The sequence below is a fragment of the Cupriavidus ulmosensis genome, assembly GCF_977008105.1.
In genome coordinates this window covers 117,157-136,213 of the sequence record NZ_CDRMWP010000003.1, presented here as the reverse complement: position 1 = coordinate 136,213, position 19,057 = coordinate 117,157, and the positions used below count along the sequence as shown (strand labels likewise).

Here is a 19,057-nt window from a genome sequence, read left to right as displayed (position 1 = left end):
TGGGACGTTGTCAGGCTTCGGCGGTCTCCACTTCCAGACCTGCCGCCTGCCATTGCGGAAAGCCGTCTTCCAGGCGTCGCACGCGATACCCCTTCGCGCGCAGCAAGGCCACCGCCTCGAACAACAGCACGCAGTACGGCCCGCGGCAGTACGCGACGATCTGCCACCTCTTTGGCAGACGGGCGAGCCGGGTTTCCAGTTCTTCCAGCGGGATGTTCAACGCGCCCGGCTGGTGGCCCAGGCTGAATTCATGCTCCGGGCGGACGTCGAGCAGCGTCACCCGTCCGTCGCGCAGCCGCTCGACCAGTTCGTCCCTGGTCACGGGCGCCAGCGCATCGCGCGCCGAGAAGTAGTCCGACATGATCTGGCGCACCTCAGCGCGGTTGCGCTCGCCCACGCAGCCCAGCGACTTGAGCAGGCAGACGACCACTTCCGGTCCCGCAAGGCTGTAAAGCATGTGCTTACCCTGGCGCTCGGCGGTCACCAGTTGCGCCCACTGCAAAATCTGGAGATGGCGCGACGTGTTGCCGAAGGTGAGCTTGCAGGCTTCGGCCAGGGCTTCGACACTGTGCTCGCCCTGGGCGAGGAGTTCCCGCAGCTCGATGCGATGAACGTGGTCGATCGCCTGCGCGATCTCCGCTAGATTCTCGTAGATGGCCTGTCCTGGTCCTAGCTGTACCATGTACCTTCCTTCACTAGCGATCATTCACCCGATTCATGGAATCTGGATTGCAAGAATAGTTCGCCGTGCAGATCGAGTGCGCATATCGTTATCTGGACATCCGGGATGTCCAGCGCCCGGTTGCGGAATCAGGCGAGAACAGGCCAGACGTAGTGGGCGCCGACAAGAATGCCGATTCCGCCGAGGACGCGGCGCAGCAGCTTTTCCGGCAGCCAGGGCTGCAAGGCGGCGCCGGCGTAGGTGCCCGCGAAGCCACCGATGCCCAGGGCGATGCCCAGCGCCCAGTCCGGGGCAATGCCGCTCCCATACTTCAAGCCGAGCACGACATAGGTGACCAGGCCAGCCACCGACGTAACGAACGTGGAAGCCAGCGCCGCGGACGCGACGTGACCGATGGCGAAGCCCATGCCGACGAGGATCGGGGCCAACAGCGATCCGCCGCCGATGCCGTAGATTCCCCCGATGACGCCCACGGCCAAGGCCAGGGCGATGATCAGGGTGCGGTGGTGGCCGTGGACCTCGGTGCCGTCGCGCTGACGGGTGCTTCTACCGAACAGCAGCCAGACGCCCAGCGGAATCAGCACGGCGGCGACCACCAGCAGGAAGGCCTGCGGCCCGGACAGCCAGGTGACCCGGATGATGGCCCCCGCGATCGCGCCGGGGATCGTGCCTACGATCAGCAGGCGGGTCAGGGACCACTGGATCTTGCCGCGCCGCTTGTAGCGCAGCAGCCCGCCGGGAAGGGCCATCAGGTTATAGAGCAGGTTCGTTGGCGTGACAGACGGACTCGGAGTATGCAACACGCTGAGCTGCACTGGCATCAGAAACACCGCGCCGGACACCCCCACAGGAGCGGTCACGGCAGCAATCGCGAACGCCAGCGCGGCAGCTAGGATCAGCGTCATGTTGCGTCTCCGGCCGCGGCGCAGGAGGTCCCAGAACGAGTGGCGCGTTGGGCCTTTCCCGCCTCGTCGGCATGGGCGCATGACTTCGGGATATGTCGGTTGTGCCTGCTATTTCCGGGCATGGTGTCCTTCTTGCTCAAAGGGCGCAATGCCTAGCTCTCGCAGACGCCCTGACTTTCAGCTGCTTGACACGGATCGTGCATTAAAAAATCATTCTGCATATTAATCGGATAATATAAATTCGTTTAGACGAATTACAACGATTCTTAGACGATTCTAGCGCGAAGGCCTCCGCTGGCCCGCCGAGTCGGCGCTGTTGTCAATGCAAAGGCGGGCACGGGTTCCGGCTCTTCGCCACGGCGCTGGTCTTGCTCGGCACCGGCTGGAACTTCCTCCACATTGGAAGCTCAACGCTGCTGACCTATACCCACACTGCGGCTGAGAAGACTCGCGCTCAAGACATCAACGACATGGCGATCTTCCCGGCGGGCCTAACCTGCTCGTTCAGTGCGAGTGGACTGCCTGATTCCTTGGGCGGAAAGGAGATGACCCTTACCCTGTTGCCCTGGCTCCTGCTGTGCACGATGGCGCTACTGTAGATGGGCGTAAAGCTGCATTAGGTGAAGGCTGCTTGCCGCAACGACGCTGCTTTCGTTGCCACCGATGAAGGCGAGGAACATCGGGGCCCCTCGCGGAACAGATCAACTACGACACCTACAGCGCGCGCGATCTTTTTCTCCACAGGCTCGAACGCGCCCTGTGAAAACAATTCAATGTTCTGGCTCATGCTGGCTTCCTGAAAATGAATGGGCGGCCAGCCCCCGTGGGCCACACCGCCCTCGGGGGAATTGAAGAGATGAAGTAACGAAAGGACGTACGCCACTGACGGACAGGCTTTGAGAACGTTACCTGCTCGCCGCCCGAGCCTCAGCCAGGAGCCACTGCACGAGCCAGCCGATCCGGCTGGCTAGGCTCGAAGAAAGCCACTGCCCATCCGGCTCGCCGGAGAAGAAAACCCCGGCCACGTCGCCAGCAGCGATGTCGGCAACGCCCATGAGCAATCGCAGGGCTTCGTCGAGGTCATCCATCCCGGCCGCAGCCACGAGAACCGGCAACGTTACCGCCGCGAGGAGAGGCCGTCGGCACCGCGGTGCAGGGCCGGTTTGTACTAGGTGACAGGTCATCGGAATAGCAAGAAAAACGGCGCTCCCTAGGGAGCGCCGTACGGTTAAGGATGAGGGCGCTATAGCGTGCCCGTATTCGGCAGCGCGCTGGCGCGGTATTCGACGATCAGCCGCGTCTGGGCCGCTTTAGGCACCTTGTTCGGTTGCGGTTTCGGCGAAGGGTAAAGCTCCGCCGCTCCAAGCAGGACGAGTAGCAAGAGCACCAGGATAAGAGGAAGTTTCATGGCACGAAGAAGGAAGACGGAGCAGCCCCGATGGGGCATGCCCCATCGGGTTAGTCAAGACGCCAGTTCGGGAGGGCTCACTCGGGCCGACAGGGCTCCAACGTCAATTACTGCATCGGCTTCGTCGATTGAATCTGGGGTGTGCGAAATGAAGAACTCACGCTGATACCCGCCGCGGCGGAGCACTTCGCGCTTCATACGCATGAAAGCCCGTTTGCGCTCGGGGTCAAGCGCACCATCCGACTCGTCGGTGAACACGGTGTGAAACAACTGCCCCGAATCCTGCGCCCGGTAGAGCGCAATACCGCGAGTCAAACACTCGTTGACCCAGATCTTTTCACCGCCGGACATGAACGCGAAGTTCTTATCCGTGCCGCTATCTGCATCGAACACGAGAATCTCAAAGCCTTCGCGCTTCTCCCCGTTGGCCAGCTCGGTCTGCGTCTGGATCGCGATAGTGAATCGCTGCCCGTAGCAGGCAAGCAGCAGGTCATTAACGATCTTTGCGATCGCGGGTCCAGCATCGTCGATCGACAACGCGATCACGCCATCGTTGCCCAAGCCCTTGGCGAGCAGCTTCCACTGCGCGATCTCGTCGGACAAGGCCGAAGCCCTACCCTCCAATGCCGCCAGCCCGGCCAGCTCCGCCTCGATGCGACCACGGTCCGCAGCCAACGTGCTCTGCCGGCGGATTAGTGCTTCGATCGCACCGTCGAGCGCCACAGTAGTCTCCCGGCCGGCAGTGATGCGCCGGTCGAGATCAGCAAGCATGCCAGTGACATCCTCTGTCGCCAACGCCGATAGCTCGCGGCGAACCGCCGTGACCTGCACCTCAACGTCCGCAACATCGCGCTGATAGCGGGCTAGGCGCTCCGAACCCTCGGTGCCTAGTGCCACCATGTCGCGCTTCGCATTGGCAAGGGTGTCGTTCGCTGCCGCGAGCAATGGCTTCCTCGCGGCCAGGGCCGTCAGCCGTTGGATCTGCTGCTGATCACGGGCAATGCTCTGTTGCAGCGTGGCTTGGGCTGCACGGGCCGCCGGAAGACCGACAACCGTAGCGTCCGTTGCCTTGAGAGCCTCCTGCTTCTCCCGGTAGCTAGTCCGCAGGCCGCTCACTTGCACGGTCTGCTCGCCGAGTTTGAGCCGGGCGTCGCGCGCTTGCGCAAGCAACGGGCACGTCGCATGCATGGCATGGTCGTGACAGGGAACCGTCTCGATCACGTCAGCCTGCGATTTCAACGACTTGGCGAGCTGTGCGGCAACCGACCCACGCTGCTCAAGGCCATGAAGCTCCGCCGTGAGTGTGGCGCGGCGAACCTGGACGGCCTCCAGCTTTGCAAGCTCGACCTGGCCGGCTTCCCACGCCGCCTGCTTCTGGCCGATAGCCATCTGCAAGGTATCACGCTCCCCGTCCGCGGCAAGAATCACCGCCGACTGATCGAGCGTAGCGTTCGCAGAAGCAGTCGCCTTGTCCAGTTCCTTCAGGCGCGCATCGGCACGGGCTTTCGCAAGCTTCTCATCACCGACCAACCGGGTAGCTTGCGCCACCAGCTCGCCTTCACGTTGCTTCAGCTCGCGCAGCCGCGCCTCAGTCGCAGCAGATGCGGCATGCTTCGCTGCGAGCGTGGCACGCTCTTGTTGAAGCTTCGCTCCATCCTCAAGCGCCCCAGTTCGCGCGCGGCGCTTGCCCGTCAATGCCTCGTCGATCTCACCGATCTCCTTGGCCATCGCCTGCGTCGCGTCGCGCTTGCCGGTGAGGATCAGCACGTCGCGTTGCATGGCATCGAGTGCGCGGCCCAACAGCCTGGCCACGTCATTCGCCTTCGAGGACACCTCGCGCAGGTGATCGATCCCGAGCAGCTCTGCGAGCAGCTTCTTGATCTCGCCCGCCTGATAGCTGGCAAGCGGCCGCCGGTTCTGTGCGGAGAACACGCTGGTGAAGAACACTTCGGGAGACCCAAGAATCGGTTCCACGCATCGGCCATAGGTCTCCGCCTTGCCGTCAGAGATCGTACCATCAGGCAGTTCGGCAGGCTCCCAGGCGCCATCACGACCCATCTCGAACAAGTAGTACTCTGCCTTGCGGCTCTTGCCCGCATTGCGGAAAGTGAATGCGGACCGATAGACCTTGCCACCGTGCTCCCATTCGAGATCCTTCTCCGCGCGCGGGGCACAGAGATGGTCCCAGTACGAGAAGCCGTCCGGGGTCATCTTGGTCGCGTGGCTCGGCATGAGCGCATACGGTTGCACGTTGTCCATGATCGTGGTCTTGCCGGCGCCGCAAGGGCCGACGAGGGCAATCAGTCCCGTGGGCAAGCCCGTCAGATCGATGGTGACGCTGTCGCGATGCATGCCGTCCCGCACGCCACGGAACCCTGTGAGCGTGAGTTTCAGTGGACGCATGGTGCATCCTCCATCGGCATGGCCTGCAGGTAGTCCGACGGGAGTTCGAAAACATCGTCGTCCGGCATCTCGCTGATCGGCTCGGGATCGTGCTCCGGCTTGCCGGCGATTGCCCGCTCAACCGATCGGACCGCCGCGACAAACTGCCCGCGGACTGCCAACTGCAGGGCCTGCCAGTCTTCGCAGCCCGAGAGCGCCTTCAGTTCCCGGGCACTCCACTGGCTGGCGTAGCCGTTCGAGAACGACCAAAGCAAATCCTGGATCTCTTTGGCGGGCGCCACGGAGAACCAGGTCGCGCCCGTGTCAGTGCCGAGCGCCATGACCAGCATGTGCTCGCGCGTGGCGATCACCGCACCGCGGTGCATGCCGAACGGCTGAAACAGCATGCCACGCAAGAAGCCGTGGTCGGAACAAAGGCGGTTTGCGAGATCCGATTGGGGCATCTCGACTTCAAACGTACGAGCCCACGCGGGGCCAGCGTGATACAGAATCATGATGCACTCCTGAGAACGACAGAGTGCACCCCGGACGGGAAGCACCCGTCAGGGTAGAAGAAAAGAAATGGATACTGCGGATCGATGCGTCGGGGACGCGGGGTAAAACCAATTTTCGACAACCCGAAGGCTGTCGGAACATGGCTTTCGCACGTTCTAGGGTTAGGCGGCTTCGGCCGCGAACAGGTCATCGTTCAGCCAATCCAACGCAGCCGACTTCTGCACCGGTGCGACCGGTGGAACAGAGGCAGGCAGGGCCGACTGCATCGCAGCTGCTGACGGCACCGGTTGTGGAATGTCGAGATCGGCCAGGTTGGCCAGCACACCGTCGGCAATGGACTGTGCATCCAGGTTCTGCAACTGCGACAGCCGATCGACCAACGGACCAGTATCGACACCGGCAAGCTCGCCCCAGCGCCCGAGCTTCTCAGGCAGACTGGCGGCCCGGCTGATGCCTTCCGCGCGGCTACGCACCGCAGGCAAGATACGCGCTTCGATTTTCACCTCGGCGCTGTTGCGGAACAGGGCCTGAATGGCATCACGGTCGACCAGCTGCCGGTGCTCCTCGTTGATCGACCAGCGAATGCGAACGAACTTATCTGCAGCGCCGGCGGCAACTTCGGCAAGTCGAGCCATGTCCGGCGGGCCGTCGAAGTCCACGCAGACTGTCTCGCGCGCGGGCGTCTCCATCTGCGTGGCGGTGACTTGACCCAGCTCGATATTCCAGCGCAGATAGCCCTTCGCTCCGATCTCACCGTAATGGAAGCGCCCGATGGAGCCGGGATACGCCACCACCCTACCCTCGCGCTCCCATTGCTGGGCGCGGTGGATGTGGCCAAGCATGAACGCGTCGCAATCGGCGTCAAACAGCGAGCCGATCGTGAACTCATGATCGAACCCCGCCATCGGCACACCGTGCTCTGTCTGGCAGCCGTTGACCGTGCCGTGGGACACGCCAATGGTACGAATACCCTGCTCACGTAGCAGCCGGTTGATTGCCCCAGCCGCCGCGAGATAGGCCGCCAGATGATCACCAACAGCCGTGGCTGCATTGGACACGCCTACGGCGGCCGCAAGTGTCGCCTTGTTCACGGTCGGCACGCAGGTGAAAACCACCTTGGGATCGCCATGGGTTTCCGCGATCTCCTCGAGCTCTTCGATCGTGAACACGGAACCGTGAGAGGCGATGAACTCGCCCCGGCTTAGCGCGACCTGGTGGATGCGGTCCGCCACGTACACAGGGCAGGCCTCTCCCCCAACGAAGCGAAACACATCCAGCGTGCCCGGCGGCTCGTGGCTGAAGGTGCCTTGCAGCATGAGCACGGGCGCAGCGCAAGCCAGCCGGTGCACACGACGCGCCAGGCCGGAGAACGCCGGCGAGTGCGCATCGAGCCGGTGGTCCGTCGAGTCCCCCGAGATCACATAGGCATCGCAGCCCGCAGCGATCGCGTCGTCGACAGCAAAGCCAAAGCAACGATCGGCTTCAACCAGGTTGCCGGGCGAGTAATGCAAGTCGGAGAAGTGTCCGACGCGAAGCTGATCGCGTTCCTGAAACTTCATGAAAGCCTCCATCATGGATACCGGGCGAGCCGGAGAGAGAAAAGAAAAAGGAAGCCCGAAGGCTTCCTTTCACGAATTCCGGCACGTGGCCGGCGGTCAATGAGCGAGTTCGCGAGAGACTGCGGCAACCTGCTCGCGGAAAGCGAGCGGATTGGCCAGCGCAACGCGCATGTCGTCGAGGAGTCGGCGAATGTCGTTCGGTCGCCTCGGCCAACCGTGGCCAAAGCTTGCGTTGGCGAAGCGCTTCATCTGCTCGCGCCCTTCCGGGTTATTCAACCCAACACGCGTGAGAAGATCATCGAACTGACTTTCGAGGTCATCGACGTGGTCGGCTTCGCCTGCCCCAACGTCGGTGTGCACCGAGACTCGGTCGTGCAGGTCAGCGGGCGAGTCAGCGATGGTTGTCTCGACCGCTCGATCGGGACCCGTGGCTTCCAGCATGGCAACAGCTTCGTCCGCTTTCTCCACGTGCGAGATCTGGGGCCGGTCGGTGCCGTCAAGCAACGCGCCGAGATCGATATCGGCATCGAGCGTGATCAACCACTGCTTTTGACGCATGGGCTGGCCGTCTTCGCCGATGCGGCTCACCTCGACTTCCATCTTCGAGACCCAGAACGTCACACCGACGAGACGGCCGCGCGCGAGCGAGACCGTCTGCATGGCAGCGTAGGCTTTCTGGAGCACGTAAATGGAGGTCGTGGGCAGCTCGATCAGGCCGAGGCCCTTGATCTTCAGGACCGCAAAAAAGAAGGACGCTGAAAGGCTGCACGCACCTGCCTGATACTGCGGGCACTCGTGCGGATCGCAGCGGCCGTCCTGGATCTCGTTGTCCTGCCGCAAGATGATCTGACGCCCGCCCCAGTTTCGCTTCGCGCGGCTGGCTCGCTCGCTCTTCTGCGCGGGCGCATACGTCTTGCAGTAGCGAACGCCATCGGAGCCGTATTCGGAAAAGTACTTCCGACCCGCCGCGCCCCACGCGACCAACTGGTTCGGCATGTTCTGGAGCCAGTCGTCGAACGCGAAGATGACGGGAAAGCGCCAGAGCCGCCGCCCGTCGCCTTTATCCTCGCCGTACAGCTTGAGGATCTCGTCGGCGACGTCAGGGTTGGAGAAATCCGAGCCACGGCACGTGAAGTACGGCGTGTTCTTCGGGACCAAGGGGTTCTTGATCGAAGTCACCCGTTCGATCTCGATCCCGATCGCCTCGAATGACTTGCCCTGAGCGAGCAGCGCATCATGGATTGCAACTGCCTTGGCGTTTTCGCGGGCCTTGCGTGTCAGGACCTTGATGCCAGGGCGGATCTTGCCGATGATCGGCGGCCGCGCGGGCCGCTCGTCTAGGATGCTTCTGGCACTGCCGAAGTCGTTGTAGGTGATAGGGGCTTGCATGCTGCTCTCCTGTCGAGGTATCGAATGACGTTCGCACGGATCGACGCAGCCTGCTCCCGAAGGCGCAGGGCTACATCGGCCCCGCGCTGGGTCGTTACTTGAGAAAGGAACGCCGCGCGAGCGGCTTCCGGAAGACTGGCGACGTGTGCCGCCTCACATAGATCTCGCCACGCCACGGGCATCTCGACATAGTCGGGCCGGCGGCGGATCAGCGTTGCTGCGATCGCAGCGGAGATTTCGGCGTGTTCCTGCATGGCATCTCCCGAATCGAGGTTTCTCACAAACAAAAAAAGCTCGCTCCGGAAATGCCGGTAGCGAGCTTTGTTCGAGAAACCTGCAGCCACGCCCCTTCCGGGGGCATGGCTTACAGGGAGCGGCGCGCGAATGCGCACTGCTCATGCTTGGGACGTAAAGTCGCCCCGTGCAGCATGTTCACGCTGCACAACAACCCATTTGCGAACCCACAGGTTCGGCCGCAGGTTCACGGATCAGCCAACGACGGCCGTTCTGCCTAGGAGGGGCCTTGAGAGAGACGCCACATGGTCCCAGGCTCGAACGGTGTCCCGCGTGCGCTCATAAGAGGCACAGACGCAGACGCGTTTTACAAGCTGACGATGGGAAATGCTTGGCGAAAACACTTAGCAAGAGAAAATTCCACACCAGTAGCCAGCTGGTCGGAGCATGCGCAAGGCACGACTTTGTACAAAGGGATGGACTCGCCAGGAGTCAGAGTCGATGCGTCGGTGACGCAGGGTGTGAGTGAATTCTGTCACACGATCCGCACTGCGGATCGCCGAAAGCTCACGAATTTCGTATAGCTTTCGCTAGCAAATGCTGTCCGTTCTTGTCCGACAATTGCTCGCGAGAGAGAACGCGGAAACCTGAACATGCTTGAAGACCCAATAGCGGTTAGATCGGAATCCGAGAGGAATCGCGACGTCGATGAAGGAGAATCAGGCCAGGGCGCGAGCGCCGGTTCACCAAAGGATGGTGGCCTTCGAACCATCGAACGATTCAATAGCGATGATCGGATTGCGAGAATCGTTCCCGACACCGCGACTGGTGCCATTGCGACGTACTATTCGACGTTCGCGCGCGATTTCCTCGACGCGAACTTCTACTTCTGTTCGGCCAAGTTCAGCGTCGGCCGCGGCGGAAAGGTGAAAGCACTGGACATCGCGTTCCGGGAGGCAGAGGATTGGTTCGAAGCAAGCCTCGCCGATTGGGAGGCACGCAATCAAATCCAGTTCGCCGTCGCGTCGCGCGAGATCCAGGTGCAAATCACACATCCGCTCGCCGGGCGCCTTCTCCGATTGGTTCGACAATACGACAGATTGTTCTCTGTTTCTCTTTTTTGCAGCGCGGCCAGATCCGTGTCCGGCAGCGAGCGTGAGCAAATTCTCAATGCGGCCGCTCGACGGATCTCCCAAATTCACCGCCTGTGCATGCCCGATAACGACAAGTACGCGCCGGATGGCTCTCGCCTTCCGGCTTCGCCCATTCCCGGATCCACGGAAAAGACCGAATGACCCTCACCGATATTGAACGAATGCACCAGCAATACGCGCGACCTGCCATCACGATCGATGTCACGGCTGAGGGACCGGCAGGCCTTTGGTCAGTTCCCGACGGCACTCGCCAAGCCGATCAGGAGCGCCCCCCCAGGGGCAGACTCGAGCAATCCGTTCGCGTGGCCGCGATTCTCGCAGTCGGCGCCGGGATCGCCCTCCTCGGTGGTCGCTTGGTCGCCATGGCCACCAAGCCGACCGCGGCATCTGTCGCGGCCGCGGCGCCGGCGACGTCCCAGAGTGCGTCCGCAGTGGAGACACCTGCAGCCGCGCTGGCTACGTCGGAGCAATGGCCAGCCGCGCGGTCCGAGCCGGCAGCTAGCCAGCCGGCCGCGGTGTCGGTCGACACAGCGCATGCGTCCCCATCGTCGCTGGCAGGTAGCGAAGTCGGCGCCGGTGGCAAGCCGTCTGCAATGACGCCCACAAAGGGTAAGGCACCCGCGCCGTCCAGTCCGGCCAAGCCCACCTCGCCCCCGGAAAAGGTCGGAACGCACCCGGCCGACATCAGACTATTCTGAATATCCTCATGAACAACACACCAAGTTTCAGCCTGGTCCAGGCCGGGATGTGCATTCACGGGGATCTCGTGAGCGACCACGGTATCACCTGCGCGGGTATCGTCGATGGCGCCGTTTCGTCTTCGAGTGGCCTTGTTCACATTGCTCGGGGCGCAGTGGTTCGCGGCAGCGTCGAGGGAGAGCACGTCGTTATCGATGGCGTCGTCGAGGGAGACGTCAAAGCTCGCACATCGCTGCTGGTAAACGGACGTGCGATGGCGCGCATTTTCTATGGCGGCACCATTCGCCTTGGGCTCGAGGCCGACTTGGAAGGCGCAACGATCTCCCGGGTCCCTTCGGTCGCGTACACGGGGGCCACACCGGCACCCACCGAGACATAGAAGAAGGTCGGAAGCTCAATATCACGATATCGGGTTGCTCCCGGAAAACTCGCATTTCGGTATCGCCTTTCGTGGATGGATGGTGCCCCTGTGACCGGTCGAGCGACTTATCACGCTCCCCGCAATCGCTCCGAAGCTGGTCAAGCTTTGAGCGCTTGAATAAAAAAAGCCCGACAGAACGTCGGGCTTTTTTTCAGGGTAGCTCTCGTAGAGAGAATAGCTCGGCTTGACTGAACACGCCGGGCATCGTGATCCACGGGAATACCTGCCCGGCGTCCGGGTCCATGAAGGAGATATGCGGGAAGCCGTTATCGAGCTGGCAGCGGAATACACGCAGCTTGCCGTCGGCATCGCGAATCTCGTAGGTCGAGCCGTGGCGCAACTCGAAGACCGCGGCACCATTACGAAATATCTCTGAGCTTCGGTGGCCGATAAGAAATCGGGAGTCCATCCAAGTGTCGAAAGCTGGGGGTATTGCCCCATCGGGATGGGAGTGAAACTCGGACTGCCATGCCAAGTAGAGCATGGAATACCGGTTCTTCGCAAACCCATACAGGTCAATCGGTCGATCGGACATAAGTCGCTCCGCTCCCCGCTGCCTGGCGAGATGCCCCAAATCCCCATTGGCCTTCCGGTATTCCAGCGACGTGCGAAAGCGCACCTGCAGTTGATGAAAGAGCCACGCTGGGCAGCCGATGAAAGTGGGATTAGTCGTCATAGCAACGGGAAAAAAAAACCCCGGACTTAGCCGGGGATAGATACGGATCGCCTCAACACACCTATGCAAACGGCGGAGAGGCGATCAGACTTAAGGGCTCAGAGGCCCAAGAAGTTGACGGTGAGCACTAGTTCATGCGTCCACGAGCTCCATGGCGGTGTTCCACGCCAACTGTTTCAGTGAGGCGCCAACGCCGAACCAGGCGGCGTCGAGCCGGTGCCCTGGCGTTCGAGCGCGGCGTTGGTGGTCGACGTACTCGGTAACGCTGTTCAGCAAACCCCACGCGGTGCCTTGCGCCGAGCGCATGGCCGAACCCTTGCCACCGCCGTTGAAGAGCTCCAGAACAGATTTCATGGCCCGATCGTTGGTCGCGGGCGGCCGGTGGGCCGCCGACTGCTGCGTCGGATTGCTGAGGACGCGCTGGAAGAACCGCTCCACTTCCGCACTGTTGACCCTGCGGCCGGCCAGCGCTTCCATGCGAACCTTGAAGGCCTCCCATGAGGAAGTGGCAATGCCGAGCTGGTTTTTCACCGCGCGCGCGTCGAACTGGCTACGGTGAGGAACCTTCACCGCCCCGCGGCCGTTGCCCAGTGCAATCTGCAAGGTGTTGTTGCAGACCACGCGAACGGACGTGAATTGCGCAGTCGTGGCCAGCGTCCCATCGCACGCAGTAGCGAGCAGCAGATAGCCCTTGACCTCGTCACCGCCGGCGAGTGCGGCACTTTGGCCGGTGCGCGCGAGCGCCCAGAGTTTTCGCCCCTCCTTCAACACGCCCGCGGTTTCGAGCTGATAACCGCCCACTTCAGTGAGGTCACGGTAGAACTCCAGGATCTCGGCGGGCTGCACCACCTGGTAGCGCTTGGACACCACGGACAGCGGCGCCTTCGTATCGGAGCGATACAGCACCTTCTGCTGATCGAACGCTTTCAGCGCATCGAGTTCATCGATATCGGAACGGAAGCGCACCTTCGACTCCTCGATGCGCCAGTTCATACCGGCATGCTCCGCCCAGACTTCGAGCGGTTGGTTGGGCTCCAGGCGTTGGCCGAGGCCGTGCCAAGGGGTGGCATTTACGTAAGCCATTGATTCAACGAGATGCATAGGATTCTCCTTCGGGAAAAATAGAGGCGCGGCGCGGATCGTCTCCGGTGTCGCGGGCAAGAAAAGCTCTTGGTGTGGATGTCAGCCGCAGAGCGAACGTCTGCGGATAGGTGCTGCGACGCAATGCCGCAGCACTGGAGGACCAGCTACAAGGGAGATGGGGGAACTAGGTGAACAAGTTGGTCATGGACGAGAATGGCTTGCCCACGAAGGCCGTCCCTACCAGGGATAGACCCTGGCGGGAGGATGTAGAAATGGCCGACGGGTGCCGGCACGAGGTCGATGCGTCGAGGACGCGGGTAAAAATGTGTTTGGATTGAGGCAGCTCAGTGCAAACACATCTCAGAGAGGAAGCGTAACGCCTGGCGAGCGCTGATGCACGGCGAAAGCTTGCGTTTTCGGTGTGGGTATCGAAGAAATACCCCCAGCCGTAGAGCTGGGGGGGCAAGGATCATGCTGCGACGCATTCAGTCTGCGCCAGTTGCTCGAGCCGTGCGCGAGCGTAGGCCAGCGTACCGTCCTTCGCACGCAGTCGGCGAGAGATGCGCTTGCCGGGGTTGTGGAATCGATATTCACGGGCACTTCCCCGTGCAAGATCGACGATCTCGGAGAACCCCTCCGCGATGCAAAGCTCCACGTATTCTCGGCCGTTCATGGTCCGACCGCCGTCAAGCCGCCACTGGGAAGCCTCGGCCCGCTCACAAACTCTGTCGAAGTCGCTCGCAGCGCGGCGTTGCGCGCGGGCCGCGGTCGCCTCATCTTCCCACCGCGCCTGCTCCGCTTCGGAGAAGTCGCACATTGCGAAGATACGGCGCCGGCGGATGGTCGCCGCGCAATGCAGCAGGTCAACCCCCGTCACATCGCGAATCGCTCGCTTCGATAGGGTGTTCATGTCCTTGGGTCCATCGAGGATTTCGAGAAGGGCCGCGACGTTGCGCTGCAGAACCGCCAGTGCGACCCGGTTCGGCCATTCGTAGCCAGCGCTTGCGCGCTCGACGACGGCTACCCGCGCCTGATAGTCGAACTCACGCTGCGTGATCTTGAACGCTTCACGCTCCGCCCTCGCCTTCGACATTCTGGCCTCGAACCGGTGCTGCGTCGTCGTATGGTGGATGTGTGCTGCCAGGCCGGTCGCCGGCTTGGCAAACTCGCCTTGCGGGAGGCGCAACGGCGGTGGCATGCGTGGTGGCAGGATCTTCGCCTCGAACAGAGCATCGTCGATGTGGACATACGTACAGTCGTCCGGCAGTCGCCGGATGATTCCGACCAGCTGACCGGCGTTGGCTGCCGTGATCGCCAACTTCTCGCGGTGCATCGCGTTGCAGAGCTCCCTCAATTTGCCTTCGGGGAGCGCCCCTCGAAGGGTGGGCACATCGATAAGCGCTCGCATCCATTGCAAACCGAAGCGGCTGAAGGACGAGTCATCGCGATAGATGTTGATGACGCACTCTCGCACGGTGTCACCGCGCAACAGCGCGTAGGCGACGTGCACCTCGTGTCTGGCATTTGGCGCTTGGTTCCGGCAGTATGCCGGCCCGTTGGTGCCATAGCCGAATCGCTTGCGAAACTCGCCCTGCACGTACGCACTGATATCGAACGGCGCCTGATCCTCGAAGAGATCGGCGGCCTGAAACAGCGGGCCGGCCTCGCCCAGCGACATGTCGATTGCATCTTCGGGAAAGTAGGCAAGACGGCCGGCCGCGACGACGGCGCCCCATGATGCGCGGCTCATCTCGTGAGGACGGCGGATCCCGCCGTTCACGCGGATGATGAACTGGTCAACCTCGTCAATGATCTTGCTCAGAATCGATCTCGCGGTGCCCGGTGGCCGGACACCGAACCGTCCCCCGTTGATCTGCACCACGGGGATATCGCCGCGCTCGATGTGACGCACGGCGACCTGGTCAAGTTTGATGGGCGCGCGCGGTGTGCGGTCGCGGTTGAGGTACTCGAGCACGCCGGCGAGCGTCGCGCACGGGTCGGCGCGTTCAGCGCCGATATGGATGAGGTACATTCAGGTGCTCCAAAATAGGAGCACGCCCCACCGGGGGACGTGCCCCGGATGGGTGGTGGAGAAAGATCAGGCGTGGGCCGGTTGACGTTGCTGGCGACGCCGAGGCACAAACGACCGTGCGGTAGACAGCGACGCCAGCAGATCCGGACATGCGATGCGCCACAGGGCACCGCGGCCGTGACAGGCCTCCGTCCAGCGGCCGGTTTCGACGAATTTGCCAGTGTTGAGGAAAGCCTGTTTCAGGTCCGGCGCCAGATTCCAGTCGGCCGTCACCAGGATCTCGTCATCAGCCAGGTCCACAGACGGCAGGTTCACGGTGAGCGAGCCGTAGGGCATGCCATCGTCCGCACATGTGAGGTTGATCGCCGCGCGCAGGTTCGAGTGATAGAGGCCGACGTGCATATGCACGCCGGCAGGGTAGCTGGCCAGGCCAGCGCCGTAGACCATCATGTTCATGGGGAAACTCCTGTTGGGTGGGAGCCGCCCCATCGGGACGGCGCCCGAATGGGAAGTCGAAACGAAAAAACGCACCCCGAGGGGTGCGTTCATGGATGCTGCCGGCGCAGGCACGCCGGCGGTGAATCAGGAATGGTCAGTCCTTGTGATAGTTCCGGCCGCGTTCATTGATCCACAGAACGTAGGCGGGAAGAACACGCGAACCGATGAGAACAACGCATCCAACCGTAGCCGCTCTCCCTTAGGAAGGGGCGGCCAAGTGGCTGTTTATTTATGACCCTTCGTCACGGAAAGACGATCCCACTCTTCCAAAGCACGCTGGCGGTCAGCGTTGCGCAAAACCCACAGCGAAAAGCCTGCAATTCCCAACGAAAGCACTAATACGAGTGGCCCAAACATCATTTTTCCCCTTTGGAATAGATGGCGCCGATGGCAAATAATACCGCAGCACCCATCAGAAGGCACACGCAGTTCGTGATACTGGTAATCGACCATTCCGGGCGGCCACCGACGTACCCAACCAGGCCAACCGTGCACGCCGCCGATAGTGTGTGACAGTACCGGCCGGATGCAAGCAACTGGTCTTTGCTCGGCTGGACAAAGGCATCCACCAACTGGCGCGACCACTTTTCGCTTGCCACATGCTCAGCATCGAGGGTGCATCGTGCCCCGTCCAGATGGGCCAAGGGGAACGCATAGCCTCGCCGATGTGCAGCAAGGGCGTAGCCATCGCCAGCGTCCAGGGCGACCTGGATGCGTTGCATCAGGGACGTCGGAAGCTCCACAACACCGTCCCTGAGCAGAGCCGCCAATGCGGTTGTTTCTTCACCGCCGGTTGTCTTGAAAACCACTTTGATGAGGGTCGTCATCACTCAACTCCGACGACCGGCGACGACTCGGAGCGCCCCGAGCAAGCTCGAGTAGCCCTCCTTCGACGTGATGCTTTCCAGGCTGACGGCATTGTCCCGACCGCCAGCGTGATCCTGGCGACCGCGGCAGGTGCGAAACGACAGTAGCGCCGTCGATCGTGCGGTGGAGTGCTCGATCTGGACGCACAGCGAATCGGAATGGAGCGTGAAGACCTCCGCCTGATGGCGGGGCCGCCGGCGCGCTCGTATGGTGTAGTCACGCTGGCGCAACGACAGGTCGCCGGCGACACGGCGCAGCATACGACAGGCATCCTTGCGCAGGGCCAGGCAGGCTGCAGGGTTGGTAGGAAGAAGCGGATGGATAAAGGATTTGGGAAGTTTCATGGGAAGTCCTGAGGGAATCGGGACGCCCCTTCCCAACGGGACGAGTGTCCCGCGATGGGTTGTGGCTGATACGGACCAGCCGGATTTCGATGCGTCTAGGACGCGATCAAAAGCGTTTGCCGAACCCTCGGGGGTTGGGCAAACCCTCTTGGGCTTGCATGCGTTGGCCTTGCATCAGGCGATATCGAGGATTTTTGTGATTGCGCGAGCGAGTTCCCACGCCTGGTTGGATGAGAGCGTCTTGGCTCTCAGCAGCTTCTGGACGCAGGTGGTGAAATTACGCACCTCGCCGACGTGATGGATCCAGTCGACGTAGACATGCCAGCCCTCCGACCAGCCGCGGTGCACCGACACCGCCAGACGCTCACGTGTACCGACGGTCGGCCATGCCCTGGTGCTCATCGGGCCAAGATATGCCTCGTTCGGGTTATTCAGACCGTTCTCTGGCTCCAGGTACTCAGGCTCGAGTTCGGTGCCGCGCAGCCGGCCGTTGATCTGGTCGGACACGTCGGCAATGGACAGCGTATCGGTTTCGATGGGACTTAAGATCGGCAAGCGCTCGACGGCGAGAACCATGGTTGGACTCCATCCGGCGCTAGCCCCCGCGCGGAGGACCCGCGCGGGGAAAGGTGAAGGGAATTGGGGCCGACTGGCCCAATCAACGCGTGAGACGATAGCCGCCGCTGCCAGACACGAGGAACAACTGCTCGCCAGGGACGAACTGCTGATCCGCATCTTGCGTGACGACGACCTGGCGACCACTGTCCGTGCGGACAATGACCTCCACGCCCGCACGACGGGACATGCGATCGGCGATCACCTGCACGATCGCGGCCGAGGCCGTTCCGGACAAGGCGCTGGCCACATAGCGACCGTTGCCGCTACCGATGGCGCCGGCGCCGAGCACAGCCCCGATCAGCCCACCGACGGCCCCCGGAAGACCGGAGCTTGCCGACATGAAGCCGTCATTGCCAGTGATAGTCACGCTGCGAACGCGGAGCACAGTGACCGACTCTGCGGAGCCAGTGCGCAACGCTTCACTACCGCGATAGACATTCGGAGACGTCTGCTGAGCGGCGCAGCCGGTAAAGACAAAGAAGCAGAGGGAAATCAGGAAAAAACGCTTGAACATGATGGCCTCGAAATGAAAATGGGCCAACATGCCCACGGGCAGGAAGGCCCGTGGTGGGAGAGAAAAGCTGTGCCGATAAAAACCGGCGAGGTCGATGCGTCGAAGACGCGGAAGATGCAGCAATCTTAGCATCCGGCGTCCAATTTGTGGAGCCATCGTGTGAAGTTCGACACAGATCCTTTCAAGAAAACAGAATCGACGTCAGACTAGACCGCGTTCACAAGCCAAGCGGTCAAGCAAGACCTCGACGAACATTTCCCTCTTGATCTGCTGATGCAGTTGATGGAACGGCGTATCGTCCTGTCCCGCCAAGAGCAACGCATCGACGATCCGCAACCATTCCTTTGGCAGGATCGCAATGCCGCTGCCGGGAGGGTGTCTAGCTGCGCTTTTTGCGATGCAAAGCAACGCATCAAACCCAGATAGATCCAGATAGCTTCGCCCCGCCATTCGCTCTTCGATCTGGCGCATGACAAGGGACTCCACGAACGTCGCAAGCGGGACACCCGCAGCACGCGCAGATCGCCGCAGCCAAATGAGTGCTGCTGGTCTGAGGCGCAGTTCAAGCGCATCGACGTCCGGACCGCCCTGACCAGGCAAGATCTCGCACTCCTCTGCAAGCTCCCAGCACCAGCTATCGCCGATCAGATACAAATCCATTGGACGACCATTGACGATGCTCTGCACCGAGTGACACCACACTTCGTCGTCACCCTCCTGGATGCAGAACGCCTGCATGTGCTCAACAAACGTCAGACCCGGCATCTCCGCACAAAGCGCTTTCCCATCTTCGAGAGCGAACATGGGGACTGGAAAGCCGTTCCACCGGCTGCCATCCCAATACGCCCCAAAGACGAGCTCCTGCGGAAGCCAATCGCCTGTCACGTTGACGCGACGGTAGGTTGATTCAGTATGATCGATGAGAGAGGAAATCTGCATTCCATGCTCCAAATTGAAAAGTTGGAGCAACGACCCGACGGGGCGAATTGCCCCAACGGGTGAAAAAAGCTGCGCGGCGGGATGCCGCAGTGGTCGATGCGTCGTAGACGCGAGAAGTACCCGCATTCTAGCAATGC

At 61.8% G+C, this 19,057-nt stretch carries 21 protein-coding genes; 3 read left to right on the top strand and 18 right to left on the bottom strand.

Going from position 1 to position 19,057, the window contains the following annotated elements:
* Positions 1–10: 10 nt before the first annotated feature.
* From ACWTPI_RS34625 to ACWTPI_RS34585, 9 genes are all read right to left on the bottom strand, one after another.
* The gene (locus ACWTPI_RS34625) at positions 11–682 is read right to left on the bottom strand and encodes an ArsR/SmtB family transcription factor (RefSeq protein ID WP_059414628.1); all 672 of its coding nucleotides are present in this window, start codon (positions 680–682) and stop codon (positions 11–13) included.
* Between the two features lie 128 nt (positions 683–810).
* Positions 811–1,587 (bottom strand): sulfite exporter TauE/SafE family protein, encoded by a 777-nt coding sequence (locus ACWTPI_RS34620; protein WP_059414391.1) that lies wholly within the window; start codon positions 1,585–1,587, stop codon positions 811–813.
* A 616-nt stretch (positions 1,588–2,203) separates the two neighbouring features.
* Positions 2,204–2,374: a hypothetical protein gene (locus tag ACWTPI_RS34615; RefSeq protein WP_156173993.1), complete on the bottom strand. Its 171-nt coding sequence runs from the start codon at positions 2,372–2,374 to the stop codon at positions 2,204–2,206.
* A gap of 118 nt (positions 2,375–2,492) precedes the next feature.
* Positions 2,493–2,675, bottom strand: a complete 183-nt coding sequence (locus ACWTPI_RS34610) for a hypothetical protein (protein WP_156173994.1) — start codon at positions 2,673–2,675, stop codon at positions 2,493–2,495.
* 374 nt (positions 2,676–3,049) lie between these two features.
* Positions 3,050–5,398 (bottom strand): sbcc family protein, encoded by a 2,349-nt coding sequence (locus tag ACWTPI_RS34605; RefSeq protein ID WP_059414397.1) that lies wholly within the window; start codon positions 5,396–5,398, stop codon positions 3,050–3,052.
* Positions 5,386–5,892 (bottom strand): hypothetical protein, encoded by a 507-nt coding sequence (locus ACWTPI_RS34600; RefSeq protein ID WP_059414399.1) that lies wholly within the window; start codon positions 5,890–5,892, stop codon positions 5,386–5,388. Before ACWTPI_RS34600 ends, ACWTPI_RS34605 begins: the two co-directional genes overlap by 13 nt.
* A 162-nt stretch (positions 5,893–6,054) precedes the next feature.
* Entirely contained in the window at positions 6,055–7,452 is a 1,398-nt protein-coding gene (locus tag ACWTPI_RS34595; protein ID WP_059414630.1) for a metallophosphoesterase family protein, read from the bottom strand.
* Between the two features lie 96 nt (positions 7,453–7,548).
* Positions 7,549–8,841: a recombination directionality factor gene (locus ACWTPI_RS34590; RefSeq protein WP_059414402.1), complete on the bottom strand. Its 1,293-nt coding sequence runs from the start codon at positions 8,839–8,841 to the stop codon at positions 7,549–7,551.
* Positions 8,790–9,023 carry a DUF7696 family protein gene (locus tag ACWTPI_RS34585; RefSeq protein WP_454728041.1) on the bottom strand — a complete coding sequence of 78 codons (234 nt, stop codon included), beginning with the start codon at positions 9,021–9,023 and terminating at the stop codon, positions 8,790–8,792. The genes ACWTPI_RS34590 and ACWTPI_RS34585 overlap by 52 nt, the downstream gene beginning before the upstream one ends.
* Before the next feature lie 705 nt (positions 9,024–9,728).
* Between ACWTPI_RS34585 and ACWTPI_RS34580 the strand changes: the two genes are divergently transcribed.
* The 3 genes from ACWTPI_RS34580 to ACWTPI_RS34570 are packed head-to-tail and all read left to right on the top strand — an operon-like array spanning position 9,729 to position 11,307.
* Positions 9,729–10,370 (top strand): hypothetical protein, encoded by a 642-nt coding sequence (locus ACWTPI_RS34580; RefSeq protein WP_231586613.1) that lies wholly within the window; start codon positions 9,729–9,731, stop codon positions 10,368–10,370.
* Positions 10,367–10,927 carry a hypothetical protein gene (locus tag ACWTPI_RS34575; protein ID WP_156173995.1) on the top strand — a complete coding sequence of 187 codons (561 nt, stop codon included), beginning with the start codon at positions 10,367–10,369 and terminating at the stop codon, positions 10,925–10,927. The genes ACWTPI_RS34580 and ACWTPI_RS34575 overlap by 4 nt, the downstream gene beginning before the upstream one ends.
* Positions 10,928–10,935: 8 nt before the next feature.
* Positions 10,936–11,307: a bactofilin family protein gene (locus ACWTPI_RS34570; protein WP_059414404.1), complete on the top strand. Its 372-nt coding sequence runs from the start codon at positions 10,936–10,938 to the stop codon at positions 11,305–11,307.
* Positions 11,308–11,500: 193 nt separating this feature from the next.
* On the opposite strand, the gene ACWTPI_RS34565 is transcribed toward ACWTPI_RS34570, so the two are convergent.
* From ACWTPI_RS34565 to ACWTPI_RS34525, 9 genes are all read right to left on the bottom strand, one after another.
* Complete coding sequence (locus tag ACWTPI_RS34565; RefSeq protein WP_059414406.1) at positions 11,501–11,884, bottom strand: hypothetical protein; 384 nt, start codon at positions 11,882–11,884, stop codon at positions 11,501–11,503.
* Positions 11,885–12,157: 273 nt separating this feature from the next.
* On the bottom strand, positions 12,158–13,126 hold the full coding sequence (locus ACWTPI_RS34560; RefSeq protein ID WP_059414408.1) for a DUF932 domain-containing protein: 969 nt from the start codon (positions 13,124–13,126) through the stop codon (positions 12,158–12,160).
* A gap of 451 nt (positions 13,127–13,577) precedes the next feature.
* Complete coding sequence (locus ACWTPI_RS34555; RefSeq protein ID WP_059414410.1) at positions 13,578–15,140, bottom strand: ubiquitin family protein; 1,563 nt, start codon at positions 15,138–15,140, stop codon at positions 13,578–13,580.
* A gap of 66 nt (positions 15,141–15,206) precedes the next feature.
* Complete coding sequence (locus ACWTPI_RS34550; RefSeq protein WP_059414412.1) at positions 15,207–15,596, bottom strand: hypothetical protein; 390 nt, start codon at positions 15,594–15,596, stop codon at positions 15,207–15,209.
* 398 nt (positions 15,597–15,994) lie between these two features.
* Positions 15,995–16,465, bottom strand: a complete 471-nt coding sequence (locus ACWTPI_RS34545; RefSeq protein ID WP_059414414.1) for a hypothetical protein — start codon at positions 16,463–16,465, stop codon at positions 15,995–15,997.
* Positions 16,466–16,468: 3 nt separating this feature from the next.
* On the bottom strand, positions 16,469–16,849 hold the full coding sequence (locus tag ACWTPI_RS34540) for a hypothetical protein (protein ID WP_059414416.1): 381 nt from the start codon (positions 16,847–16,849) through the stop codon (positions 16,469–16,471).
* A gap of 174 nt (positions 16,850–17,023) precedes the next feature.
* A complete protein-coding gene (locus tag ACWTPI_RS34535) occupies positions 17,024–17,425 on the bottom strand; it encodes a hypothetical protein (protein ID WP_059414418.1) in 402 nt (133 codons plus the stop codon).
* 82 nt (positions 17,426–17,507) lie between these two features.
* Positions 17,508–18,137: an outer membrane lipoprotein gene (locus ACWTPI_RS34530; protein WP_231586614.1), complete on the bottom strand. Its 630-nt coding sequence runs from the start codon at positions 18,135–18,137 to the stop codon at positions 17,508–17,510.
* A 45-nt stretch (positions 18,138–18,182) separates the two neighbouring features.
* Entirely contained in the window at positions 18,183–18,920 is a 738-nt protein-coding gene (locus ACWTPI_RS34525; RefSeq protein ID WP_059414420.1) for a hypothetical protein, read from the bottom strand.
* Positions 18,921–19,057 lie beyond the last annotated feature (137 nt).